Annotated in this window: 18 protein-coding genes; 15 read left to right on the forward strand and 3 right to left on the reverse strand. The window is 66.5% G+C overall.

All coding sequences use genetic code 11. The annotated features are described in order from the left end of the window. Positions 1-3 precede the first annotated feature (3 nt). The 7 genes from ccoO (at position 4) to ccoS (ending at position 6,240) form a co-directional block, all read left to right on the forward strand. Positions 4-783: a cytochrome-c oxidase, cbb3-type subunit II gene (ccoO, locus tag IE00_RS09625; protein WP_072296916.1), complete on the forward strand. Its 780-nt coding sequence runs from the start codon at positions 4-6 to the stop codon at positions 781-783. Positions 784-798: 15 nt separating this feature from the next. Then, positions 799-1,020 (forward strand): CcoQ/FixQ family Cbb3-type cytochrome c oxidase assembly chaperone, encoded by a 222-nt coding sequence (locus IE00_RS09630; protein ID WP_072296917.1) that lies wholly within the window; start codon positions 799-801, stop codon positions 1,018-1,020. Further along, positions 1,017-1,895: a cytochrome-c oxidase, cbb3-type subunit III gene (ccoP, locus tag IE00_RS09635; RefSeq protein WP_072296918.1), complete on the forward strand. Its 879-nt coding sequence runs from the start codon at positions 1,017-1,019 to the stop codon at positions 1,893-1,895. Before IE00_RS09630 ends, ccoP begins: the two co-directional genes overlap by 4 nt. Positions 1,896-2,004: 109 nt before the next feature. Then, the gene (locus tag IE00_RS09640) at positions 2,005-3,516 is read left to right on the forward strand and encodes a cytochrome c oxidase accessory protein CcoG (protein WP_072297072.1); all 1,512 of its coding nucleotides are present in this window, start codon (positions 2,005-2,007) and stop codon (positions 3,514-3,516) included. Further along, complete coding sequence (locus IE00_RS09645) at positions 3,513-3,962, forward strand: FixH family protein (protein WP_072296919.1); 450 nt, start codon at positions 3,513-3,515, stop codon at positions 3,960-3,962. The genes IE00_RS09640 and IE00_RS09645 overlap by 4 nt, the downstream gene beginning before the upstream one ends. Then, positions 3,956-6,100, forward strand: coding sequence for a heavy metal translocating P-type ATPase (locus tag IE00_RS09650; protein WP_072296920.1), 2,145 nt, complete (start codon positions 3,956-3,958; stop codon positions 6,098-6,100). The genes IE00_RS09645 and IE00_RS09650 overlap by 7 nt, the downstream gene beginning before the upstream one ends. Next, on the forward strand, positions 6,097-6,240 hold the full coding sequence (ccoS, locus tag IE00_RS09655; protein WP_072296921.1) for a cbb3-type cytochrome oxidase assembly protein CcoS: 144 nt from the start codon (positions 6,097-6,099) through the stop codon (positions 6,238-6,240). Before IE00_RS09650 ends, ccoS begins: the two co-directional genes overlap by 4 nt. A gap of 47 nt (positions 6,241-6,287) precedes the next feature. Here the strand turns inward: ccoS and IE00_RS09660 are convergent, their stop codons facing one another. After that, the gene (locus IE00_RS09660) at positions 6,288-7,823 is read right to left on the reverse strand and encodes an alkaline phosphatase (RefSeq protein WP_072296922.1); all 1,536 of its coding nucleotides are present in this window, start codon (positions 7,821-7,823) and stop codon (positions 6,288-6,290) included. A gap of 269 nt (positions 7,824-8,092) precedes the next feature. On the opposite strand from IE00_RS09660, the gene IE00_RS09665 reads away from it, so the two are divergent. Then, the gene (locus IE00_RS09665; RefSeq protein WP_072297073.1) at positions 8,093-9,418 is read left to right on the forward strand and encodes a mechanosensitive ion channel family protein; all 1,326 of its coding nucleotides are present in this window, start codon (positions 8,093-8,095) and stop codon (positions 9,416-9,418) included. A gap of 10 nt (positions 9,419-9,428) precedes the next feature. Here the strand turns inward: IE00_RS09665 and IE00_RS09670 are convergent, their stop codons facing one another. Both IE00_RS09670 and IE00_RS09675 read right to left on the reverse strand, forming a co-directional pair. Next, entirely contained in the window at positions 9,429-13,649 is a 4,221-nt protein-coding gene (locus IE00_RS09670) for a DUF4082 domain-containing protein (protein ID WP_072296923.1), read from the reverse strand. A 73-nt stretch (positions 13,650-13,722) separates the two neighbouring features. Further along, positions 13,723-14,892, reverse strand: coding sequence for a GTP-binding protein (locus IE00_RS09675; RefSeq protein ID WP_072296924.1), 1,170 nt, complete (start codon positions 14,890-14,892; stop codon positions 13,723-13,725). A 469-nt stretch (positions 14,893-15,361) separates the two neighbouring features. Here IE00_RS09675 and IE00_RS09680 point away from each other — a divergent pair, with 469 nt between their 5' ends. The 7 genes from IE00_RS09680 (at position 15,362) to IE00_RS09710 (ending at position 24,712) form a co-directional block, all read left to right on the forward strand. Further along, complete coding sequence (locus IE00_RS09680) at positions 15,362-16,684, forward strand: MFS transporter (RefSeq protein ID WP_083554255.1); 1,323 nt, start codon at positions 15,362-15,364, stop codon at positions 16,682-16,684. Between the two features lie 203 nt (positions 16,685-16,887). After that, positions 16,888-18,927, forward strand: a complete 2,040-nt coding sequence (locus IE00_RS09685; RefSeq protein ID WP_072296925.1) for an OmpA family protein — start codon at positions 16,888-16,890, stop codon at positions 18,925-18,927. 190 nt (positions 18,928-19,117) lie between these two features. Next, entirely contained in the window at positions 19,118-20,155 is a 1,038-nt protein-coding gene (locus IE00_RS09690) for an ABC transporter substrate-binding protein (protein WP_072296926.1), read from the forward strand. After that, complete coding sequence (locus tag IE00_RS09695; protein ID WP_072296927.1) at positions 20,152-21,186, forward strand: iron ABC transporter permease; 1,035 nt, start codon at positions 20,152-20,154, stop codon at positions 21,184-21,186. The genes IE00_RS09690 and IE00_RS09695 overlap by 4 nt, the downstream gene beginning before the upstream one ends. Next, positions 21,183-21,947 (forward strand): ABC transporter ATP-binding protein, encoded by a 765-nt coding sequence (locus IE00_RS09700; RefSeq protein WP_072296928.1) that lies wholly within the window; start codon positions 21,183-21,185, stop codon positions 21,945-21,947. The genes IE00_RS09695 and IE00_RS09700 overlap by 4 nt, the downstream gene beginning before the upstream one ends. A 3-nt stretch (positions 21,948-21,950) precedes the next feature. Then, positions 21,951-22,865: a DMT family transporter gene (locus IE00_RS09705; RefSeq protein WP_240493839.1), complete on the forward strand. Its 915-nt coding sequence runs from the start codon at positions 21,951-21,953 to the stop codon at positions 22,863-22,865. Positions 22,866-23,134: 269 nt separating this feature from the next. Then, positions 23,135-24,712 (forward strand): flavin monoamine oxidase family protein, encoded by a 1,578-nt coding sequence (locus tag IE00_RS09710; protein ID WP_072296929.1) that lies wholly within the window; start codon positions 23,135-23,137, stop codon positions 24,710-24,712.

Below are 24,712 nucleotides of genomic sequence, written 5' to 3' on the forward strand. Positions count from 1 at the left end.
CCCATGACCCAAGACCACAACACCCCCGAACCGAACGCTTCCGAACCCCGGCGCCGCCGCGGCATCCTGGACCGGCATGCCACGCTGGAACGCAACGCCACGCTGCTGCTGGTCGGGTCCTTCCTGGTCGTCACCATCGGCGGCATCGTGGAAATCGCGCCGCTGTTCTGGCTGGAGAACACCATCGAGAAGGTCGAGGGGATGCGCCCCTACACGCCCCTGGAGCTGGCGGGCCGCGACATCTATGTCCGCGAGGGTTGCTATGTCTGCCACAGCCAGATGATCCGACCCATGCGGGACGAGGTCGAACGCTATGGCCATTATTCGCTGGCGGCGGAGTCGATGTACGACCACCCCTTCCAGTGGGGGTCGAAACGCACCGGCCCGGATGTGGCCCGCGTCGGCGGCCGCTATTCCGACGAATGGCATTACGACCACCTGTCGGACCCGCAATCGGTCGTGCCCGAAAGCGTCATGCCGAAATACGATTATCTGGCGCGCACCCGGCTGGAGGTCACCCATATCGGCGACCTGCTGGAAACCCACGCCATGGTCGGGGTGCCCTATACCCCCGACATGATCGCGAACGCAGGCGCCGACATGCGCGTGCAGGTTGATCCTTGGGGCGACACGGACGGGCTGCTGGACCGCTATCCCGGCGCCCAGGTGCGCAATTTCGACCGCGATCCGGCGCTGACCGAAATGGATGCGCTGATCGCCTATCTGCAGATGCTGGGCACGCTGGTCGATTTTTCGACCTTCGTGGCCGATGGCAGCCGCTAGGCCGGGGGACGCAGCATGCACGACACCTATTCGATCCTGCGCCATTTCGCCGACAGCTGGATGCTGCTGGCCATGACGCTGTTCTTTCTGGGCGCCTGCCTTTGGGCCTTCCGCCCCGGCGCCCGCGACACCCATGACGAGGCGGCCCGCGCCATCTTCCGCGACAGCCCCCCGCCGGTGGCCGGCTGCGGCAAGGGCTGCCCCGGCTGCAACTGCCAGCCCAAGGACCCGACATGACCAAGCATCGAAAGCAGGATGACCCCGCACGCGTCGACACCACCGGCCACAACTGGGACGGCATCGAGGAGCTGAACAACCCCCTGCCCCGCTGGTGGCTGTGGACCTTCTATGCCACGATCGTCTTTGCGGCGATCTATGTGGTGCTGTATCCGGCCTGGCCGCTGATCAACGGCGCGACCGAAGGGATATTGGGCTGGTCCACGCGGGCAGACGTGCAGACCCATATCCGACAGGTCGATGACAGCCAGGCCGCCATGCGGCAATCGCTGACCACGACCGACCTGGACCTGCTGGACCGCAATCCCGAACTGATGGATTTCGCGATGAATGCGGGGGCGGCGGTCTTTCGGACCAACTGCTCTCAGTGTCACGGATCGGGGGCGGGCGGCGCGATCGGCTATCCCAACCTTCTGGATGACGACTGGCTGTGGGGCGGCATGGTCGAGGATATCGCCGTCACCGTCCGCCACGGCATCCGGAACGAGGACGACCCCGACGCCCGCTTTTCCCAGATGCCCGCCTTTGGCGAGGTGCTGGCCCCCGACCAGATCGCCACGCTGGTCGACCATGTGCGGGCCCTGCCCGGCGGTGCCGATCCCCTGGCGGGCGCAGGTGGCCAACTGTTCGCCGACAACTGCACGTCCTGCCATGGCGAAGATGCGCGTGGCGACCGCACCCAGGGCGCGCCGAACCTGACGGACGCGATCTGGCTTTACGGCGACAGTCCCGAACAGGTCACCCGCGTCATCACCCGCGGCCCTTACGGCGTGATGCCGCCCTGGAACGCCCGCCTCTCCGAGGCCGAGATCCGGGCCGTGGCCGCCTATGTCCACGCCCTTGGCGGGGGCGAAGGGCCGATGGCCGCGAACTGACCGCCCGGCTTGATCCCCAATCGATCGCCGATTGATCGCCGTTTGATCCACGTCAATGCATCCTGCGCGCCCCTCGGCCACGAAGGGCGCGCACAGAAAAGGCAGCATGATGTCCGATACCCCCCAGACCCTCTATGCCGCGCGGGTCCCGATCTTTCCGCGCCGCGTGCAGGGGCATTTCCGCCGCCTGAAATGGTGGATCATGGCCGTGACGCTGGCCATCTATTACCTGACGCCCTGGCTGCGGTGGGATCGTGGGCCGAACCTGCCCGACCAGGCGGTGCTGGTCGACATGGCGAACCGCCGCTTCTATTTCTTCTGGATCGAGATCTGGCCGCATGAATTCTATTTCGTCGCGGGGTTGCTGGTCATGGCGGGGGTGGGGCTGTTCCTGTTCACCGCGATGCTGGGACGGGTCTGGTGCGGATATGCCTGCCCCCAGACGGTCTGGACCGACCTGTTCCTGGTGATCGAACGATGGGTCCAAGGCGACCGCAATGCCCGCATGCGCCTGCACCAGTCGCATTGGACGGGCCGCAAGATCCGCCTGAAATCCACGACATGGGCGCTGTGGCTGCTGGTCGCGCTGGCGACGGGCGGGGCCTGGGTGTTCTATTTCACCGATGCGCCCGACCTGGCCCGCCGGCTGGTGACGCTGTCGGCGCCACCCATCGCCTATGCCACCATCGCCATCCTGACGGCCACGACCTTCGTCTTCGGCGGCTTCATGCGCGAACAGGTCTGCATCTACATGTGCCCCTGGCCGCGCATCCAGGGGGCGATGATGGACCCCGGCACGCTGACCGTCGCCTATCGCGACTGGCGGGGCGAACCGCGCGGCCGTGGCCTGCGCCGCCAGCAGGCCGCCGGCCTGCGGGTGACGGGACCGCAGATCGGCGGGCGGGCGCCCGTCATCCCCATGCCCGGCGTGCCCGACACCACGACCCATGTGCAGGGCCCCGGCGACTGCGTCGATTGCAACGCCTGCGTCAATGTCTGCCCGATGGGCATCGACATCCGCGACGGCCAGCAGATGGCCTGCATCACCTGCGCGCTGTGCATCGATGCCTGCGACCAGGTGATGGAGAAAATCGGGCGCCCGCGCGGCCTGATCGATTACCTGGCCCTGTCCGACGCCCCGCGCGAAGCGGCGGGCGGCACCCATATCCCGGCGTGGAAACATGCGCTGAAGCTGCGCAACATGGCTTATCTGGCGATCTGGCTGGCCATCGGGGCGGCGCTGGTCTTTGCCCTGTTCATGCGCCCCCAGATCGAACTGACGGTGGCCCCGGTGCGCAACCCGACCTTCGTCACCCTGTCCGATGGCAGCGTGCGCAACGCCTATGACGTGCGGCTGCGCAACAAGCATCACGATGCCCGCGTCTTTGCACTGGCCCCCGGCGCCGACAGCGCGGCCCAACTGCAGGTCGAGGGCCATCAGGGCGGTCAGGTGACCGTGCCCGCCGATGCCCAGGTCAAGGTCCGCGTCTATCTGACCGCGCCGGCGGGATCGGACCCCGCCACCCGCGATCACAGCCCCGTCCGCCTGTGGGTCAGCGATACGGTCAGCGGCGAAAGGGCCCATGTGGACAGCACATTCAACGGAAAGGACGACACATGACCGAACTGAGGGGCCGTCATGTCGGCGCGATGTTCGTCGCGGGCTTTGGCATCATCATTGCCGTCAACATCCTGCTGGCCGTCAAGGCCGTCGGCACCTTTCCGGGGCTGGAGGTCGCCAATTCCTATGTCGCCAGCCAGTCCTTCGATGCGCGCCGCAAGGCCCAGCAGGCGCTTGGCTGGACGGCCCGGGCGCAATATCGGGGCGGCGTCCTGCAGCTGCGCGTGCTGGACCGTGACGGAAACCCCGTCCCCATCCGCGACCTGACCGCCCATGTCGGGCGCCCGACCGAGGCCCGCGACGACGTCGCCCTGGCGCTGGATGCCAAGGGACGCGCCGCCGTCGATCTGGCGCGGGGCCTGTGGCGGCTGGATGTATCGGGCCGTGCCGATGACGGCACCGCCTATCAGCGCGCCATTTCGCTGACGGTGGACCCGTCATGGTGACCGCCTGCCCCGCCTGTTCGTCGGTTTCGCTGCCCCAGGCCCCTGCGGTGGATCAGCCGACCCATGTGCTGCACCTGCCCGACATCCATTGCGGCGCCTGCATCGCGACGGTCGAACGCGCGCTGATGGCACTGCCCGTGGTTCGGCAGGCCCGCGTGAACCTGACCCTGCGGCGCGTGATGGTGGTGGCGCCCGGCACCGATGATGCCGCGCTGATCGAGGCCCTGGCCGCCGCCGGACACCGCGCCCAACGGCTGGATGCGGGCCGCCTTGGGCCGCGCGACGTGACCGCCCGCGACCTTCTGACCCGCATCGGCGTGTCGGGTTTCGCGATGATGAACGTCATGCTGCTGTCGGTCGCCGTCTGGAGCGGCGCCGCCGGGGCCACCGCGCAGGTCTTTCACCTGATCTCGGCGGCGATCGCCATTCCGGCGGTAGGCTATGCGGCCCAGCCCTTCTTCGCCTCGGCCATGGGCGCGCTGCGCCACGGGCGGATGAACATGGATGTGCCGATCTCGCTTGCGATCGTCCTGGCCTCGGCGGCATCGCTGGCCAATGCCTTCGGCTTCAGCGACCGCGCCAACTGGTTCGACGCGGCGTTGGCCCTGACCTTTTTCCTACTGATCGGGCGCTATCTGGACCGCGCGGGGCGCGCCGCCGCCCGGTCCGCCGCGGCCGAACTGGCGGCGCTGGAATCCCCGCAGGCGGTGCTGATCGAGAACGGGGTGGACCGCATCGTCGATGCCCGGGCCCTGCACCCCGGCGCGCTGATCCGCGTGCGTCCGGGCGACCGGCTGCCCGCCGACGGCACCATCATCACGGGGCGGACCGATCTGGACCGGTCCGCCCTGACCGGTGAATCTGTCCCGCAAGCCGCAGGTCCGGGCGATGCGGTCACCGCCGGAGAGACCTGTCTGACCGGCGCGCTGACCGTCCGCGTGGACCGCGCCGGGCGCGACACCGCGCTGGCGCGCATGGCCGATCTGGTCGCCACCGCCGAGGCGCAGCGCACCCGTCACACCGGCATCGCTGACCGCGCCGCCCGCATCTATGCGCCGCTGGTCCATGTGCTGGCCGCCGCCACATTCGTCGGCTGGGTGATGCTGTCGGGCGACGGATGGCGGGCGCTGGACATCGCGATATCGGTCCTGGTGATCACCTGCCCCTGTGCCCTGGGGCTGGCGGTGCCTGCGGTATCGACGGTGGCGACGGCGCGGCTGTTCCGCGCGGGCATCTTGGTGAAATCCGCCACCGCGCTGGAACGTCTGTCCCAGATCGACACCGTGGCCTTCGACAAGACGGGCACGCTGACGACGGGGCTCGTGACGCTTGGCGGCACCCCCGATGCGGACACGCTGTCCATCGCGGCGGGGCTGGCGCGGGCATCACGCCACCCGGTGTCGCGGGCCATCGTGGCGGCCGCAGAGGCGCGCGGCATCGCACCCGCCGCCGTCACCGACACCACCGAACATCCGGGCTGCGGTGTTCAGGGGGCGCTGGATGGCCGGACCGTCCGCCTTGGCCGGGCCGGCTGGATCGCAGGTGCCGAGGGAACGGGTGCCGCCGTCTGGCTGTCGGTCGCGGGACGGCCACCCGTCCCGCTGACCACATCCGAAGCCCTGCGCGACGATGCCCTGCCCACCATCCAGGCGCTGCGCCGTCAGGGTTATCATCTGGCGCTGCTGTCGGGCGATGCCCCCGAACCCGTGGCCCGCATGGCCGGGGAAACCGGCATCGACACGGCGCTGGCCCGGCTGACACCCGCCGAAAAGGTAGACTGGGTGCGCGGGGAAACCACGCGCGGGCTGCATGTGCTGATGGTGGGGGACGGGTTGAACGATACGGGCTGCCTTGCCAGCGCCCATGCCGGGATCTCGCCGGGTTCGGCGCTGGATGCGGCGCGGTCGGCATCCGACGTGGTGCTGATCGGCGGCGGGCTGATGGGCGTGCCGCGCGCGCTGACCACCGCACGGGCCGCGATGGGCCGGATGCGCCAGAACATCGGGCTGGCGGTGCTTTACAATGTCGTCTCGGTGCCGCTGGCGATGTCGGGACATGCCTCGCCGTTGATCGCGGCGCTGGCCATGTCGCTGTCGTCGCTGACCGTGACGCTGAATGCCCTGCGGAGGTTTCGATGAACGTTCTGGCCGTCCTGATCCCGATCTCGGTCACCCTTGGGCTGGCGGGGCTGGCGGGTTTCGTCTGGTCGCTGCGGTCGGGCCAATATGACGACCCCGCCGGCGATCAGGCCCGCGCGCTGGACCTGATGGAGGACTGACCCCCCACGGGGGCCAGTCCACGGGGGCCAGTCCGCGGCCCGGCAGATCAGGCCAGCGCCGGTTCCAGTTCGGTGGACCACAGCGTGACGTCCTCGCGGTCCATCAGGCTGACGGTCATCACCTTGGTGGCGGCGCTGATATCAACCTTGCCAAAGAACTGCATCCCGTCCGAGGGCGGCAGGTTCGCCTGGCCCTCGTCGGGATGCTTGGCAAAGCGGACCTCGGGGCCGAAGGTGTTGTCATAATCCGACGGACCGAAGGTCCCCGCATGCAGGGGCCCCGACACGAATTCCCAGAAGGGTTCGAAATCCTGAAACACCGCGCGGTCGGGGCTGTAGTGATGGGCGGCGGTGTAATGCACGTCGGCGGTCAGCCAGACCGTGTTCCTGATCCCGCCATGCTTGATGAAGGACAGCATCGCCGCGATGTCGGCCTCGCGGCCGCGCACGGGGCCGTCGCCATTCGCACCGTTCTCCATGGCCGTGTCGCCGTCGCGGACCATCATGCCGATGGGCATGTCGGCGGCGATCACCTTCCAGACGGCGGTGGAATTGGTCAGTTCCCGCTTCAGCCATGCCATCTGTTCCGCCCCCAGAAACGGCGTGCCGCCGTCTTCGTCATTGGCCGTGTTGTCGCCGCGATAGGTGCGCATGTCGATGACAAAGACATCCAGCAGCGGGCCATAGGCGACCTTGCGATAGATGCGGCGCGGCTCAGACAGGCTCTGGCGCGTGGGCAGCATTTCATGGAAGGCCTGACCGGCCCGGGCGGCCAGCAGGCGCGCGGATTTGACCGCATAGCGGTCGTCGGCATCCAGCATCTCGTTCGGGTACCAGTTGTTGGTGACCTCGTGGTCGTCCCATTGTGCGATGACGGGCACCTGCGCGTTGAAGGCGCGGACATTGGCGTCCATCAGGTTGTACAGGTGCTGGCCGCGGAATTCGTCCAGCGTCTCGGCCACCTTCATCTTCGCCTCGGTGACGATGTTTTTCCAGACCGTGCCGTCGGCCAGATCGACGCGTTCCTGCAAGGGTCCGTCGGCATAGACGGTGTCGCCCGAATGCAGGAAGAAATCAGGGTTATGGTTCAGCATCGTGGCATAGGTCTTCATGCCGCCGCGGTCCTCGTCGATGCCCCAGCCCTGCCCCGCCACGTCGCCCGACCAGACAAAGCTGACATCGCGCGCGGCATTCGGCGCGGTGCGGAAATGGCCCGTGACGGGTTCGGATTTCGTGCCGTCCGACAGATCGGCCATGGTGACGCGATAGAAGATCTCCTGATCCGAGGGCAGCCCGGTCAGCGCCATCTTGCCCGTGTTGTCGGTGGGCGCACCGACCGGCAACCGCGGCATCAGATGCGCGTCGCGAAAGCTGTCGGATGTGGACCATTCGACCCACATCTCGGCCTCGCGGTCGGCGCGGCCCCAGATGACGGCGCCGTCATGGGCGACATCGCCCGACTGCACGCCGTGGGTCAGCATCGGGCGGGATGCGGCACGGACCAGCCCCGGCATCGCCAGCCCACCGGCAAGGGCGGCGGTCCCCATCAGGGCCTGGCGTCGGGTGAAGGTGATACGGGGCATCGCATGTCTCCTGTTCCTGCGGCGCGGATGACGCAGACCTGCCAGCCCCGTCCGACAATACGGCGACGGGCTGGTGACATTGTGGTGACGCCGGGGGCGTGACGCCGGCCCCTGTCGGACGCCGGACGCGACATTGGCCCGTCTTCGGATGACAGGCACGGGTCATCCGCCGTCGATCGGATGATGCGCGCGCCCTGGGCTTGCCAAGACCCGGCCCTGTGCGCCACGCTGATCGCATGCCCCGCGTCGGGGTCGGGATGGACGACAGAATGGAGCCTCAGACCACGACCGGGCTGATCGACAGGGCCGCCGCCCTGGGACAGCTGATGCTGGATCAGATCGGCTTTCTGCTGGCGGGGCTGCTGCGCCCCTGGAATACCTATCAGCTGGTCATCGCCCTGGCGCTGTTCGTGTTGGCGCATCTGCTGGCGCGGATGTTCACGCCCCGACTGCAGGTCTGGATGCGCAGCCGCGAGGATTGGCCGAAATGGCGGCTGCGGCTCTTGGTGCTGATCCGCCGCCGCCTGCGCGGCATCATCTTCGTCGCCCTGATCTGGCTGGTCGTCACCGTCATGCGCGAGGTGACATGGCCCAGCAGATCCTATCTGCTGGTGCTGCTGGCGAACCTGACCCTGGCCTGGCTGATCATCGTCTTCACCACGCGGCTGATCACGAACCCGCTGCTGCGCAAGGCGGTGCGGTGGGGGGCGCTGATCTGGGTCACGCTGAATGCGCTGGACCTGACCCATGCCACTGCCCGCCTGCTGGACCGGATGGCCATTGAAATGGGCGAGGTGCGCATCTCGGTCCTGATGCTGTTGCAGATGCTGGCCATCCTGACGGTGTTCTTCCTGATCGCCAAGTTCCTGTCGCGCTGGCTGTCGGCGCGCATCGCCACCAGCGAGGACCTGTCGCCCTCCATGCGGGTGCTGACGGTCAAGCTGATGCAGACGGTGCTGTTCCTGGCGGCCTTCATCATCGGGCTGCGGGCCATCGGGGTCGACCTGACGGCGCTGGCCTTCCTGTCGGGCGCGATCGGCCTTGGCATCGGCTTCGGGTTGCAGAAGGTGGTGTCGAACCTGGTGTCGGGGGTCATCATCCTGATGGACAAGTCGATCAAGCCCGGCGACGTGATCTCCATCGGGGAGACCTTCGGCTGGATCAACCAGCTGGGGGCGCGCTATGCCTCGATCTCGACGCGGGACGGGCGGGAATACCTGATCCCGAACGAGGATCTGATCACCGGCCAGGTCGTCAACTGGTCCCATTCAGACGAATTCGTGCGCCTGGATATCCATTTCGGCACGTCCTACGACGACGATCCGCATCTGGTGCGCCGCATCGCGGTCGAGGCGTCCCTGACCGACGACCGGGTGCTGGCATCACGCCCGCCGGTCTGCCACATCGTGGGCTTTGGCGATTCCAGCGTCGATTACGTGCTGCGCTTCTGGATCAAGGACCCGACGGGCGGGCTGACCAATATTCGCGGCAAGGTCTTTCTGGCGCTGTGGGACGTCTTCAAGGCGCATGGCGTCACGATCCCCTTCCCCCAACGCGAGGTGCGCATCCTGAACCCGCGGCAGGTCCAGGACTGAGACCACGCGCTCAGGTGAAGATGAAGAAGTCATCGGGCGGCTGATAGAAGACGTTTTCAGGCGCCTGGACGGCTTCGGCCAGGATGGGCTCAAGCTGGGTGTCGGGGGTGAAGGTGACATCGACCCAGTAATTGGTGTTGTTGTAGCTTTGGGTCGGAAACCCGCCCGTTCCGCCCGCCGAAAAGACGCCATTGCCCGCCGATGCGCTCAGGACCTGATCCGGACCGACGTGACCGCTGTTGAAATAGCCCGAGCTGTAGGCATAGTTCTGTTCCGTCCCATAGGAGGCCACATAGGTCTGCCCCGCCTGCACGGCGATCGGGTCGGGCAGCGCCGCCGTCTGCCAGCCCGTCTGGCCGGGCAGCGACGTCACGGTGACCGAACCCAGGTTCACCCCGCTTTCCGACCACAGGTTCAGGGTCCGCGTGTCGGTGTCGCCCGCATCCCCCGCCCCGCGATAATAGGTCAGATGCGTGATGCTGCCATTTTCGGACGCGGTGAAGCGGACCCCCAGTTCGTAGTCGGTCGGGTCGGCGACCGATGTCGCGGCGGGCCGGTCGGTGCCCGCAAACAGCCGCGATGCATCGGGGTCGGGTTCGTTGCCGATATCGATCAGCGTGACCGTCAGCGCCTGCTGGACCAGGGCACCCTGCCCGTCCCCCACCGCGACCGTCACGTCATAGATGTTGTCACCCCCGGCATCCAGGGGCGTCTCGTGGTCGGGCGCATCGACGAAGGTCAAAAGGCCGGTCTGGGGATCCAGCGCAAAGAAGTCCGCATCCGCACCGCCGATGATGGCATAGGTCAGGTTGTCGCCATTGGCATCCGTGGCGGTCAGTTGGGCGGCGCGGGTCTGTTCTTCGGCCACCGCCACCAGGGGGGCGGATGAAAAGACGGGCGCCTCGTTCGCCATCGTCGCGTCGGGGGTAAAGCTGAGATCGACCCAGTAATTCGTGTTGTTGTAGCTTTGGGTCGGAAACAGGCCCGTCCCGCCCGCGGCAAAGACGCCGGTGCCCGCCGACAGCGTGCCATCCGGGCCCGTCCACGGGGATGCGAAGAACCCGCCGCTATAGGCATAGTTCTGTTGCGTGCCATAGGACACGACATAGGTCTGCCCCGCCTCCAGCGCGACGCCGCTGGCAAGGGTGCCGACCTGCCAGCCGCTGTCGCCCGCCTCCGATCGGACCTGAACCGATCCCAGCCTGACCCCCTGATCGGTCCAGATATTCAGTGTCCGGATATCGGTATCGCCCGCATCCGCGGCACCCCGATAATATCGCAGGCTGTCCACGACCCCATCGGCCGAGGCCGTGAACCGGACGCCCAGTTCATAGGTCGAGGGATCGTCGGTCGCGACCCCCGCCGGCCCGTCCGCAGGACCGAAGAGGTTCGAGGGCCCGGGCTGGGTTTCGGTCGCCACATCCGTCACGGTGACGCTGATGGCCTGTCCGGTCGGGGTGTTGATCCCGTCCGACGCACTGACCACCAGATCATAGATGTTGTTCGCGCCGGCATCGAAGGGGGATTCGAAATCCGGGGCGAACAGGAAGGCCAGCTGCCCCGTCTGCGTATCGATCCAGAATTTGTCCGCATCCGCACCGCCGGCGATGGCATAGCGGATCGGCGCGCCTTCGGCATCGGTGGCGGTGACAAGCCCCGCCAGGACGCCGTTTTCGGGGGCGGTGAAGGTGTTCGCGCTGGCAAAGACCGGCGCGTCATTGCCGACGCTGCCGCGCGCAAAGGTTACGTCGACCCAATAATTCGATCCGTTGAAGCTGGCGGTCGGCCGCGCCAGGTCGCTGCCATAGTCATAGACCCCGCTGCCCGCCCCCGCCGACATGATGCCATAGGGTTCGGAATAGGCGCTGTCAAAGAAGCCGGCGGTGGTGACGTAATTGTTCAGCGTGTCATAGGACACCGTATAGGTCACACCCGCCTGGATCTGGACCGGGGTCTCCAAGGTGGCGGTCTGCCAGCCGACCTGGCCGGGATCGGACACGAAGGACACGGTTCCGATCAGCTGACCGTCCGGCCCCCACAGATGACCCTGGCGCAGGTCGGTGTCATTGGCATCGCCCTCTGCGCGGTAATAGCGCAGTTCCGTCACGGTGCCGCCTTCGGTGGTGACGAATTGCTGGCCGATGGTCAGGGGGGTGTTGTCGTTCACCAAGATGCCGTCGAAGGCGATCAGCGGCGCAAGCAGGTTCACCTGTCCCGGCGGCACCGGCGCGTTGACCGTGATGATCTGCGACGGCAACGTCACGGCGGCGGGCGTGTTCAGGGAATCGTCGATGGCCCGCACCCGGATGTCATAGCTGCCTTGGACCGATGGGCGCCAATCCAGCTGCCAGCTGGTCGTGCCCTGCGCCGCGATCCATGTCGCGCCGCCATCCAGCGACACCTCGACCCCGGCGACGACGCCGTCCTCGGTCAGCGGATTGCCGTCGTCATCGCTCGCCGTCCCCGAAATGCGGATCGTCTGATAGGCGTCGATTTCCGTGGGCAGGGCATCGATCTGGACCGTCGCCGCCACGTCGTCATCCGAGGCCAGCGCCCGAACCAGCCCCTGCGACGCCAGAACCGCATCCGTGACACCGGGCTGGATGCCCATATCGGCGAAGAGATTGATGGTGAACTGCTTGAGGTCGGTATTCTCGATCTGCGCGCCATAGGGTTCGGAATCGTGGCGGTCGCTCAGCGCCCAGGTCCAGAAGACCGTGCCCGCGCCAAAGACGATGGCCCCGCTTTCGGCGCGATAGATGGTCAGGTTGTGGGTGGCGACGCCCGGCGCGATGGTGTTGCCCTGGTCGATCAGGATGCCGGACCAGGGAATGGTGGTTTCCGACAGCTTGATCAGCCCCGCCGGCCGGTTCACGTCATTGGGCGAGGTGTTCCATTCATAGCCCAGGATGCCTTCGGCAATGTCCAGCTGGCCGCCATCGGCAATGGTCGTGTCGCGCCAGACCCGCAGCACCGAATAGCTTTCGGGCACATCCAGCGCCCCGCCGAATTCCCCCGTGCCATCCGGCCCGAACAGCTGCCCCGTCAGCGAATTCTCGGCGCAGTTGCAGGTATGGGGCTGGCCGGTCAGCGGATCATCGATCAGCGCGCCACCCGCCAGCGGGTTGTCCTGGAACCGGATGTCGCGCCAGGTGCCCGTCCAGATGTCGGAGGGGTCGAGGTTATAGTAATCCGCGCCGGTGGCATTGGGGTCGCCATGCGCCCATGTCTCCTTGTAGCAGACCAGCGTGCGGTATTCCTGGCCGTCCACGATGCTGACATCCCAACGGGTCTTCCAATAGATGTCGTTGCCGCCCCAGAACAGCAGGTTGACGCCGGCGTCGCGGGCCTCCTCGACATTCAGCCGCTGATCGCCCGACCAGTATTCGTCATGTCCCACCGAGATGAAGGACTGGTATTTCTTCAGGTAATCCGCCCCCAGCCTTTCGGTATCCATCCCCGAGAGATAGGCGACGTCATAGCCGTTCTGTTCCAGCCAATGGATCGCGGCGTAATCGGCGCCGAACAGGTAATCCTGCGCGCCTGCGGCGGGGCCGCCCTGCTGACCTTCGATCCCGCGCGTGATCAGGGGCCGGTTGTAGCTGACGGCATAGGCGCGGTCCTGTGCGGTTCCCGCCGGATCGGGGACATCCGGGTGATCGACCGTGCCGCTGGCATCGCCATAGAAATTCGCGCCGATCTGGCCATTGTTGCCGAACCAGCCGTTATAGGCATGCCATGTCGTGTCCGATGTCTGCAGAACGATGTCTGCGGGGCGGTCATCCTCGCGCACGATGAAGGGGATCTGGTTGGTGGCCCCCTCGATCGGGTCGCCATTGGCATCCAGCCGCTGCACGCGGGCCAGATAGACGCCCGACACCGCATCGGCCGGAATGTCCCAGCTGTCGGTGACCGACCAGTTGCCCGCATCGACCAGGGCGCGCGTGGCGTCATATTCGGCATCGGGCTGCACCACGCCATCGGTGTTGACCCATTCCGCGACCTGACGCGCCCCGTCGCCGCCGTAATAGCCCAGGCGAAAGATCTCGACCTGGTAATCGCTGCCGGCATTGCCGTTGATGTTGATCTTGAAATCGATCTGATCGCCGGCGTTCACGCTGATATCGGTGGCAAAGCCCTCGATCTGGGACGAATGGTCGACATCCCAGTAACTTTGGGGCGCACGCCCGTCCGTCCGGGCATTTTCCAAGGTGATCGCATTGTCGGGCATGGCCTGACCTCCGGGGAAGAACTGGTGACTGGGCGGGCCGGCACACCGCCGGCCCTGGGACTGGTAAAGACGATCAGGCGCTGCGCATGCGCACCAGCCCGGACCCTTGGCCGATCAGTGCCGCATCCAGGTCGGCGGTGATGCGGGCCTGGTCGTAACCCGAACCGATGAAGACCAGCTCCTGCCGGCGGTCCCCGAAGGGCGGCTGCCAGCGGTCGGCGATGCGGGCGATGGTCGCGCTGTCGCGGGGCCATTCGGACCGGGGCATGGCCGCCCACCATCGACCCGCGGTGCCGATGGCGGCCAGATTGCCCGCAAGGCTGTAATCCATCACGCGCGCCGGGTCCGCGGTGGTCCAGAAATGCCCCTTGGCCCGCATCACCCCCCGCAGCGGCCCGGTCAGGACCGCCCTGATCCGCGCCGCATCGAAGGGTCGTCGCGCGCGATAGACGAACGAGGTGATACCGTATTCGTCGGTTTCGGGCACATGCTTGGCAAAGCCGTTCAGTTCCTGGAACCACAGGGGATGGCTGCGGGCCTTGGCGGCGGAAAACAGCCCCGTCGCCAGAATGTCCCCCAGGGGGACCTTTCCGTGATCGGCCTCGATGATGCGCGCCTGCGCATTCAGCGCACCGATGATGCGGCGCGCCTGGGCCACGCGCGCCGGACCCGCCGTCGTGACCTTGTTCAGGACGATGATGTCGGCGAATTCGATCTGGTCGACCAGCAGCTCGACGATAGCACGCGGGTCCTGGGTGTCGCGGGACTGGCCGCGCATCCGCAACAGGTCGTCGCTTGCGAAATCATCGGCCAGGGTCGTCGCGTCGACCACCGTCACCATGGCGTCCAGCCGGGTCAGGTCGGCCAGCCCCACCATGTTTTCGTCGCAATATTCAAAGGTCGCGGCCACCGGCAGCGGCTCCGAGATGCCGGTGGATTCGATCAGCAGGCAGTCGAAGCGGTTCTGCGATGCGATGCGCCTGACCTCGGTCAGCAGGTCCTCGCGCAGGGTGCAGCAGATGCAGCCGTTCGACAGTTCGACCAGGGTCTCCTCGGTCACGCTCAGATCCGCGCCGCTGTTGCGGATCAGGTCGGCATCGATGTTCACCTGCGCCATGTCGTTGACGATCACCGCCGCCCGCAACCCGCCGCGATTGTTCAGGATGTGGCCCAGAAGGCTGGTCTTGCCGGCGCCCAGAAAGCCCGAAAGGACCGTGACCGGAAGCCGTGTCTTCGCATCCATCGCAATACCCACCCTGACCAGAACCGCGGATCGAACGTCCTGCGCAGTATCCGGCGCAAGCGAAATTGCGCCAAGGTTTCGGAAGGACTGGGCCCTCGGCCATTCGCATGCACCCTTGGCAAATCGACCGGCGCGCTTCCCCATTTCGGGCAGGATCACCGCCCCGCCCCTCATCCGCAGGTCGAGCGTCGGAAACCGTCGGTTGCGCCGGTGGGCGCGTGGCCACCCGCCCGTGACGTGGTCCCGACCATCCCGCAAGGGGCCCCGCATCCCGGCGCATCGCCCGGAACCCGGCCCGCCGGAACTTGACATCGGCAGGCGACGGGTTCAGGGGGCAGCTGCCGTTCACGATGGAATGGCCATTCGCCCCCTCACGAGTTCAGGCCGGCGCGCAAGGGCTGCACGATCAGCACCGGCCATGATTGCACGGGACGAATTCCTTTCAAATCACGGGCCCTATGGACCAGCCATGAAATTCAACCAAAGCAATTCCCCATCCGCAGGGGCATCGATTGCATCCGACCGTCCCAAACCCACCAACACGCCGGCCCAGATCCTGACCGCCAGCGTCATCGGCACGACGATCGAATTCTTCGACTTCTACATTTACGCCACCGCCGCGGTCCTGATTTTCCCGTCGCTGTTCTTTCCGGGATCGGACCCCACCACGGCGCTGCTGGCGTCATTCGCGACCTTCTCGATCGCGTTCTTTGCGCGTCCCCTGGGGGCGATCGTCTTTGGCCACTATGGCGACCGCATCGGACGCAAGACGACGCTGGTCGCCGCCCTGCTGACCATGGGCATCTCCACGGTGACCATCGGCCTTCTGCCCACCTATGACCAGATCGGCATCTGGGCGCCCCTGATGCTGGCGCTGTGCCGCTTTGGCCAGGGCTTCGGGTTGGGCGGCGAATGGGGCGGTGCGGTCCTGCTGGCCACCGAAAACGCCCCCGAGGGCAAGCGCAGCTGGTATGGCATGTTCCCGCAGCTGGGCGCGCCATTAGGGCTGCTGCTCTCGTCGGGCCTGTTCTGGATCCTGCTGCATTTCATCACCCAGGAGGAACTGCTGGCCTGGGGTTGGCGTCTGCCGTTCCTGTCCTCGATCCTGCTGGTCGGGATCGGGCTGTGGATCCGCCTGTCGATCACCGAGACGCCGGAATTCGCCGAGGCCATCAAGAAGGACAAGCGCGTTTCGGTCCCCGTGGCCGAACTGTTCCGCAATCACAAGCTGAGCGTGTTTCTGGGCACCTTCGCGGCGCTGGCGACCTTCGTCCTCTTCTATCTGGCGACGGCGTGGCTTCTGTCCTACAACGTCAAGGTGCTGCAGATCCCGTTCAAGGATGCACTGCTGATCCAGATCTACGGCTCGGTCGTCTTCGGCCTGACCATCCCCTTCGCGGGCAAGATCGCGGATCGCACGGGGCGCTATGGCTTCCTGCTGATCGTCACCGTCCTGATCGGGGCGTTCGCCCTGTCCTTCGGCCCCCTGATGCAGGGCAGTGCCGAAAACGAGGCCAGCATCTATCTGTTCGTCACGATCAGCCTGATGCTGATGGGCCTGACCTATGGCGTCATCGGGGCGGCACTGGCGGCGCCCTTCCCGGCGCAGGTCCGCTATACGGGGTCGTCGCTGACGTTCAACTTCGCAGGGATCTTCGGCGCATCGCTGGCGCCCTATGCGGCAACCTGGCTGCAGATGAACTATGGCATGGCTTATGTCGGCTATTACCTGCTGGCGGCGGCGGCGATCTCTCTGCTCTGCATCCTGGCCACGGGCCCGAAAAAGATCTGATCGCGCCGTATATGTAAGGCCTCTGGACCCCCGCGCAGGGATGCGCGGGGGTCTTTGCATGACTGGCGGGATGGCGCCGAAGGGGCGGATGGCAAGGCTCTGGACCCGATCACCCTTCTGTAGGCCGGGGGCCTGATCGGGAACCCGGCAGCGCGGTGCTTGTTATCTGGGCAGGATGATCGCCATTCCTTCAAGGAGCAAACATGCGACGCATTTTCAAGAATACGACCGCCATCGCCGCTTGCCTGACCCTGCTGGCCCCCCATATGGCCGCCGCCCAGGTCGCAACGGACCCCGAGGCCCAGATCGTACCGCCCGCAGCCGAGACCGCACCGGAAACCACGCCCGAAACCGTGGTCCCTGAGGCCGATGCCGCATCCGAAACCGCAGACGACGCCATGACCGATGCCCAGACGCCTGCCGCGTCGGCAGCGGAGACGGGCGAAGGCGCCGAGGCCGAAGCACCGGCGGCAGAGATGCCCGCCGAGGATGCCGCCGCGCCGGAAGACAGCGCGCCCGAAGCCGCCAGCGAAGCCCCTGCAGCTGACGCCAAGTCCGAACCGGCGGCCGAAACCGCCACTGAGGGCGAAGCGTCGCCAGCCGAGGCGACATCCGACGAGGCCACGGCGCCCGAGGCTGAAGCAGCCGCAATGCCCGCCGCCGATCAAGCCGAGGACAGCGCCGCCGCGCCCGCAGAAGCCGCCGATGACGCCGCCCCAATGGAAGACACCGATCTGGATGCGGCCATGAAGGCCGAACAGGAGGGCCAGCCCGCAGCCGCCGGTGAAGCCGACGCCGCCCCCGAAGCATCGGCGGAGGAAACCGAGGCATCCGACGCAGTTGACGCCGCCCGAGAGCAGGCGACCGGAACCGATGCCGTCGAAGACCAGGAAGGCACCGAGGCCGAGGCCGGGATGGCTGAACCGGCCGCCACCAAGCAGCCGCAAGCTGAAGCCGAGACCGACGCCGCTGCCGATACCGGCGCCGAAGAAGCCAGCGACCTGGATGCGGCCATGGCCGCCGAGCAGGAAGGCGAGGCGGCATCCGAGACGGAGGCCACCGACACTGGCACTGACACAGCTTCGAATCAACCCTCAGCCGAGGCAGAAGCCGAGGCCGAGGCCGGCCAGTCCACGCCCGCCGAAGGCAATGCACAGGGCAGCGCGTCGGCCGATGCCGCCGCCGAGACCCAGGCGCCCGATGTCGCCGCGCTTGACGATGAGGCGACCTCGGAGGTGACCGAAGAGGAAGTGACCGAAGAGAACAGCCGTTCCTCCAGCGAGGACTTCGCGACGACCATGCAGGAGGCGGCCTCCGCCGAAGGCAACACCGGCGAAGCCAAGGACGCGTCCGACGATGACAACGACCTGACCAAGGCCCTGCTGCTGGGTCTGGGTGGCGTTGCCGTGGGCGCCATGCTCAGCAACAACCGCCAGGTTCAGCTGTCATCCCCCGACCGTGTCGTCGTGACCCGCCCGGATGGCACCCAACAGCTGATCAAGGATGACGTCGCCCTGCTGCGCCAGCCCGGATCGACCGTCGCCACCGAGAATTTCGACGATGGGTCGTCGCGCACCGTCGTGACGCGTTCGGATGGCAGCCGCGTTGTGACCATCCGCGATGCCGATCTGCGCGTCCTGCGCCGCACCTTGGTGTCGGCGGACGGCACCCAGACGCGTCTGATCGACGAAACCGCCGCCGTCGAACCCGTCGACATCGCGACGCTGCCGCAACCCGCCGCAGCCATCGAAAATTCGGGCGGCGACATGGATGAGGCATCGCTGCGCGAGGCCCTGATGCGGGAAGCCGACGTGGACCGCCGCTTCAGCCTCAGCCAGATCCGCGACATTTCCGAGGTCCGTTCGCTGGTGGCGCCGATCGACGTGAACGGCATCACCTTCGAGACGAACTCGGCCGCGATCGATGCCGATCAGGCCAAGAAGCTGACGGCCTTGGGCAATGTGATCCGCGAAGCCATTGCGGAAAATCCCAACGAGATCTTCCTGATCGAAGGTCACACCGACACGGTCGGTGAGGAGGCTGCGAACCTTGCCCTGTCGGACCGCCGCGCGGAATCTGTGGCGCTGGCGCTGAGCGAATATTTCGAGGTCGCCCCCGAAAACATGGTCGTCCAGGGCTATGGCGAACAAACGCCGAAGGTCCAGCAGGAAGGTGACGTCCGTGAGAACCGCCGCGTGGCCGTCCGCCGCATCACCGGGCTGCTGCAGACCGCTTCGAACTGATCGATCGGCCTGAGAGAAGGGAGGGCGGCTTCATGACGAAGCCGCCCTCGGCATGTCCGGGGTCCGCGCCGGTCGATTTCGCCGAAGACACCTTGTCGCGACCTCAGGCGCAGGCGGCAAAACCGCTATTGAGGTCTGGCCACCAATCCACTACTCGGAATCCGACTGTTTATATCAGGAACGGATTGACATGATGCGCATCCCCTGCCTCGCGGCATCAGGCGCCCTGGCCGCAGCCCTTTTGGCCAGCGCGGTGGCCGCCGAACCCACCCAATATCCCCTGACCATCGAAAACTGCGGGCAGCAGGTGACCTTTGAAAAGGCCCCCGAACGCGCGGTGGCCCTGGGGCATAACAGCGCCGAGATCCTGTTCCTGCTGGGGCTGGAGGATCGCATGGCCGGCACCGCCTTCTGGCCGAACAAGGTCCTGCCCGAGCTGGAGAAGGCGAACGCCAAGGTCGACGTGCTGACCGTCGAGTTCCCCACGCTGGAGGCGATCCTGGCCAAGCAGCCCGACTTTGTGCCCGCCATGCTGGTGACGCTTCTGGGACCCGACAGCAAGGTCGCCAAGCGCGAAGATTTCGAAAAGCTGGGCATTCCCACCTATCTGTCCCCCAGCGCCTGCAGCACCGTGACCGATGCCCAGAACGCCACGGGCAGCAAGGATACCGGGATCTATGGCCTGCGCGAAAGCCTGTGGAACATGGATATGCTCTATCAGGAAATCGACGATCTGGCCCGCATCTATGACGTCCAGGATCGCGGACAGGCGCTGATCGACGACCTGAAGGCGCGCGAGGCCCGTTTGCGGGATGAATTCGCCCGGCGCGACGACCTGACCTTCCTGTTCTGGTTCTCGTCCTCCTCGCCGTCGGATGACGCCTATCTGGCGGGCGGCAACGGACCTTCGGGCTATGTCGCCGATCTTCTGGGCGGCTCGAACGCGCTGAAGACCGAAGCCGAATGGCCTGCCCTGGGCTGGGAAGGCATCATGGCGGCGGAGCCGACCGTGATCGTCGCGGCGCAGGTCGACCGGGAACGGTGGGCGCTGGACGAGGCCCAGACCAAGATCGATTTTCTGACCAGCGACCCGGCGGTCAGCCAGATGGAGGCCGTCAAGGCCGGACGCATCGCCGTGATCAGCGGTTCGGCCATGAACCCCTCGGTCCATACCCTTTACGGGGCCGAACAACTGGCCCAGCAGCTGCGGTCGTTTGACCTGAAATGACGGATGCCGACGAAAAGGGCGGCGCTGCTCTGCTGCTGCTGTTGCCGCTGGTCCTGGTGGTGCTTGGCTTTGCCATCGCCGTCGCCTCGGCCATCGGCGATTACAGCATCGGGCTGGGCACCGTCTTTCTGGCCGTGACCAACGGGCTGGGCCTGACCGCCGCCGACATCCCCCCCATCGAGCAGAGCGTGGTCTGGGACCTGCGGCTCAGCCGGGCGTTGGTGGCGGCGCTGGCCGGCGCGGGGCTGGCGCTGTGCGGGGCGATCCTGCAGGCGCTGCTGCGCAACGCCCTGGCCGAGCCTTTCGTGCTGGGCGTTTCCGCGGGGGCATCGACCGGGGCGGTCGCGGTGATCGTGCTGGGCATCGGGGCGGGCAGCCTGTCCTTGTCGATGGGGGCCTTCGCGGGGGCCTTTGCCGCCTTCGCGCTGGTGGCGATCCTGTCGAACGGCGCGACCAGCGGGCCGAACCACACCATCCTTGCGGGTGTCGCGGCATCGCAGCTGTTCAACGCGCTGACCTCCTATGTCGTCACCACTTCGGGCAATGCCCAGCAGGCGCGCGACGTGATGTTCTGGCTGCTGGGCAGCTTTGGCGGCGTGCGCTGGCCGGATTTCCACCTGCTGCTGATCGTGGTGGTCATCGGCCTGGGGGTCTGTCTGCTGATGGCGCGGTCGCTGGATGCCTTCACCTTCGGGGACGAAGACGCCGCCGCCCTGGGCGTCCCGGTCGGGCGCATCCGGCTGATCCTGTTTGGGATCACCGCCCTGATGACGGCCACGATCGTCAGCATGGTCGGCGCCATCGGCTTTGTGGGCCTGGTCGTGCCCCATGCCGCCCGCTATGTCGTGGGTCCGCTGCATCTGCGGCTGTTGCCGGCCTGCGCTTCGGTGGGTGCGGTCTTCATGGTCCTGGCCGACATCGCCTCGCGCGTGGTGGCCGAACAGCAGACCATTCCCATCGGCGTGGTGACGGCCCTTGTCGGCGTGCCGTTCTTTGCCATCATCCTCTATCGCGCCAGGCCGCAGACATGACCGTCATCGCCAAGAACCTTGTCTGGGGCGTCAAACGCCGCACCATCGTGCAGGACGTGTCGCTGCGCGTCGCCAAGGGCGAGACACTGGGCCTGATCGGTCCCAACGGGTCGGGCAAGTCGTCGCTGCTGCGGCTGTTGTCGGGCCTGAAGACGCCGCAATCGGGCAGCGTCCGGATCATGGATCAGGACATTGCCCGCGTGTCGCGCCGTGCGCTGGCGCGTCAGGTGGCCTTTGTCCAGCAGAACGCCTCGACCGACACCAATGTCTCGGTCTGCGACGTGGTTCGGCTGGGGCGCACGCCGCACCGGTCGGCGCTGTCGGGCTGGACCGCCGCCGATGAGGATGCCGTGATGACCGCCCTGCGGCAGGTGGACATGGCCAAGCGGCGCAGCCAGCCCTGGCAGACCCTGTCGGGCGGCGAACGTCAGCGTGTGATCATCGCGCGCGCCCTGGCACAGAACCCCCGCGTGATGTTCCTGGACGAACCCACCAACCACCTGGACATCCACCACCAGATCGAGATCCTGCGCATGGTGCGCGCATTGGACCTGACCAGCGTCGTCGCGTTGCACGACCTGAACCTGGCGGCCATGTTCTGCGACAAGATCATCGTTCTGCAATCGGGACGGGTGGTGGCCTTCGGCACGCCTGCCGAGGTGCTGACCCGGACGCTGCTGCGCGACGTCTTCCGCGTCGAGGCCGAGATCACCGCCGGCGCCCATGCCGACCACCCCCATATCCGCTTTGTGACGGCCTGACCCTTGCACCCCGCCGCCCCCGTCCCCGCCACCGCCATCCGCACCGAGGCTTTCGGCATCCTGCTGCGCGTTGCGGCGACGCTGGCCTTTGCGGCGATGGGGGGCTGCATCAAGGCCCTTGGGACCACGGTTCCGCTGGGACAGGTCGTCTTTTTCCGTTCGGCCTTCGCGCTGCTGCCGCTTGTGGCCTTCCTGTGGCTGACGGGCAGCTTTCCCAAGGGTCTGGCGACCACGCGCCCCTTGGGCCATGCGGCGCGCTGCCTGATGGGGGCGGCGGCGATGTTCACCTCCTTCGCGACAATCCGGCTGTTGCCCCTGGCCGAGGCGACGATGCTGTCATACCTGGCCCCGGCCTTTATGGCGCTGATGGGCTGGGCCTTCCTTGGCGAGAACCTGCACCGGCGGCGGATCATGGGCGTCGCCCTGGGCCTTTCGGGCTGCGCGGTGATCAGCCTGCCGTCGATGACAGGCGATCTGCCGGCGGCCGCCTTCGCGGGTCTGGTGCTGGGCGTGACGACCGCCCTGCTGACGGCGGCGGCGCTGATCCAGGTCAGGCGCTTGACGGTGATGGGCGAACAGGCGGGTGCCATCGCCTTCTGGTTTGCCGCCGTTTCGGCGCTGGCGGGGGCGGCGACGCTGCCCCTGGGGTGGACGGTGCCCGACGGGTCACAGCTGATGCTGCTGCTGGGCGCGGGCCTGTCGGGTGGCATCGCCCATATCCTGATGACCCTGTCCTTTCGCCACGCCGAGGCCGCTGCCCTGGCCCCCTATGAATACCTGTCGATCCTGTGGGCCGTCATCCTGGGCTTGGCGGTCTTCGGCGAAAGCCCCGGTTGGGCCTTCCTTTTGGCCGCGCCCCTGATCCTGTCGGGCGCGATCGCAGCCCTGCCCGTTCGGCGGTTGCGCAGGGCCCGCTGACGCCTTTCCAGGGCCCCGAAATCGATCCCCGGTAGCGTCGCCCGGCGGGTCCACAACCGGCATTTGCATTAATCTTTTGCATGATGAGCAAATCTGGTGCAGCCTGAAGTTACGGGAGGCTCGAAGGACCGCGTGGCATTTACAACCGCCGCGCGAAGGTGAACTCCGGCATGAGAGACACGGCAGAAGCCATGTCCGTGGGACCTTCACCAAGGCGCCAAGGCGCGATCGATTGTCCCCCAAGGCATGCGTAAAGAGGGAGTTGTCACATGACCCAATTCACCAGGCGAAACCTGCTGGGCATGATCGGAACGGCCGCAGGCAGTTCCGCGATGTACTATGCCATGGCATCGATGGGGCACGCGGCCGCCTCGAACTATACCGGCCCGATCAAGCTGGATGGCGACCCGAAGGGGGCCAAGGTCCTGATCCTGGGCGCGGGCCTGGCGGGCATGACCGCCGCGCTGGAGATGCGGGCCGCAGGATATCAGGTCGAGGTGCTGGAATATCGCGAAAAGGCCGGTGGCCGCTGCTGGACCCTGCGGTCGGGCGATGAATACACCGAACTGGGCGGCGCCACGCAGAAGGTCGATTTCGCCCCGGGCAATTACATCAACCCCGGCCCGTGGCGCCTGCCGCATCACCATTATGCGGTCATGGATTACTGCAAGCGCCTGAAGGTCCCGCTGGAGCCCTTCATCCAGACCGACTACAACGCCTATGTCCACAGCAGCGACGCTTTCGAGGGCAAGCCGCAGCGGATGGGCAAGATCAAGACCGATTATCGCGGCCATGTCTCGGAACTGCTGGCCAAGGCGGTCGATCAGGGCAAGCTGGACGAGATGGTCACCGAAGACGACCGCGAGATGCTGATCGAAAGCCTGCGCAGCTTCGGCGTGTTGGACGAACAGAACGCCTATGTCAAAAGCCTGGGCACCAGCGGCTATCGCGGCTATGACAAGCAGCCCGGCGGTGGCGCGGATGCAGCACCCGTCACCTCGGATCTTTATGATCCCAGCCAGGTCATCCAGTCGCAGCTGTGGCGTTCGCTGGCCCAGCATGAATCGCTGGAACACTGGGCGCCGATGTTCCAGCCGGTGGGCGGCATGGATGCCATCGCCCAGGGCTTCGAACGCGAGGTGGGCGACCTGATCACCTATAACGCCAAGGTCGTGTCGCTGCAGCAGGATGACAGCGGCGTCACCGTGACCTGGGAAGACACGGCCGGTGGCGGCACCAAGACCAGCACCGCCGATTACTGCGTCTGCACGATCCCCTTCTCGATCCTGGGGCAGATCGATCACAACCTGTCGGCGGGCCTGTCGAACGTCATCAGCTCGATGTTCTACAACGGCTCGACCAAGGTCGGGCTGGAATTCAAGCGCCGGTTCTGGGAACAGGACGAACAGATCTATGGCGGCATCAGCTATACCGACCAGGCGATCACCCAGATCAGCTATCCTTCCACCGGCTATCAGTCGGATGGGCCTGCCGTGCTGCTGGGGGGCTATACCTGGCGCGGTGCCGACACGTTCAAGTTGAACGCCATGCAGCCGGCCGAACGCATCGAATGGGCCCTGCGTCAGGGCGAAAAGATCCATCCGCAATATCGCGACGAATTCAAGACGGGCGTCGCGGTGTCCTGGCACAAGGTGCCTTGGGTCTTGGGATGTTCGGGCGTCTGGGAAGACCGCGAGGCCCAAGGCTATCAGGAGGCCATCAAGGTCGACAACCGCGTCGTCTGCGCGGGCGAACACCTGTCCTACATCCCCGCCTGGCAGGAAGGCGCGATCCTGTCCTCGCTGGACGCGATCACGCGTCTCCATGACAAAGTCATCAACGGGTGA

This window comes from Paracoccus sp. SM22M-07 (assembly GCF_001887735.1).
GTDB lineage: Bacteria > Pseudomonadota > Alphaproteobacteria > Rhodobacterales > Rhodobacteraceae > Paracoccus.

Bases quoted from the DNA above. Each gene is read 5' to 3' on its own strand.
- IE00_RS09700 (WP_072296928.1), top strand. From the start codon at position 21,183: ATGACCGTCATCGCCAAGAACCTTGTCTGGGGCGTCAAACGCCGCACC.
- IE00_RS09710 (WP_072296929.1), top strand. From the start codon at position 23,135: ATGACCCAATTCACCAGGCGAAACCTGCTGGGCATGATCGGAACGGCC.
- IE00_RS09640 (WP_072297072.1), top strand. From the start codon at position 2,005: ATGTCCGATACCCCCCAGACCCTCTATGCCGCGCGGGTCCCGATCTTT.
- IE00_RS09680 (WP_083554255.1), top strand. From the start codon at position 15,362: ATGAAATTCAACCAAAGCAATTCCCCATCCGCAGGGGCATCGATTGCA.
- IE00_RS09695 (WP_072296927.1), top strand. From the start codon at position 20,152: ATGACGGATGCCGACGAAAAGGGCGGCGCTGCTCTGCTGCTGCTGTTG.
- ccoP (WP_072296918.1), top strand. From the start codon at position 1,017: ATGACCAAGCATCGAAAGCAGGATGACCCCGCACGCGTCGACACCACC.
- ccoO (WP_072296916.1), top strand. From the start codon at position 4: ATGACCCAAGACCACAACACCCCCGAACCGAACGCTTCCGAACCCCGG.
- IE00_RS09665 (WP_072297073.1), top strand. From the start codon at position 8,093: ATGGAGCCTCAGACCACGACCGGGCTGATCGACAGGGCCGCCGCCCTG.
- ccoS (WP_072296921.1), top strand. From the start codon at position 6,097: ATGAACGTTCTGGCCGTCCTGATCCCGATCTCGGTCACCCTTGGGCTG.
- IE00_RS09685 (WP_072296925.1), top strand. From the start codon at position 16,888: ATGCGACGCATTTTCAAGAATACGACCGCCATCGCCGCTTGCCTGACC.
- IE00_RS09645 (WP_072296919.1), top strand. From the start codon at position 3,513: ATGACCGAACTGAGGGGCCGTCATGTCGGCGCGATGTTCGTCGCGGGC.
- IE00_RS09690 (WP_072296926.1), top strand. From the start codon at position 19,118: ATGATGCGCATCCCCTGCCTCGCGGCATCAGGCGCCCTGGCCGCAGCC.
- IE00_RS09660 (WP_072296922.1), bottom strand. From the start codon at position 7,823: ATGCCCCGTATCACCTTCACCCGACGCCAGGCCCTGATGGGGACCGCC.
- IE00_RS09675 (WP_072296924.1), bottom strand. From the start codon at position 14,892: ATGGATGCGAAGACACGGCTTCCGGTCACGGTCCTTTCGGGCTTTCTG.
- IE00_RS09650 (WP_072296920.1), top strand. From the start codon at position 3,956: ATGGTGACCGCCTGCCCCGCCTGTTCGTCGGTTTCGCTGCCCCAGGCC.
- IE00_RS09630 (WP_072296917.1), top strand. From the start codon at position 799: ATGCACGACACCTATTCGATCCTGCGCCATTTCGCCGACAGCTGGATG.
- IE00_RS09670 (WP_072296923.1), bottom strand. From the start codon at position 13,649: ATGCCCGACAATGCGATCACCTTGGAAAATGCCCGGACGGACGGGCGT.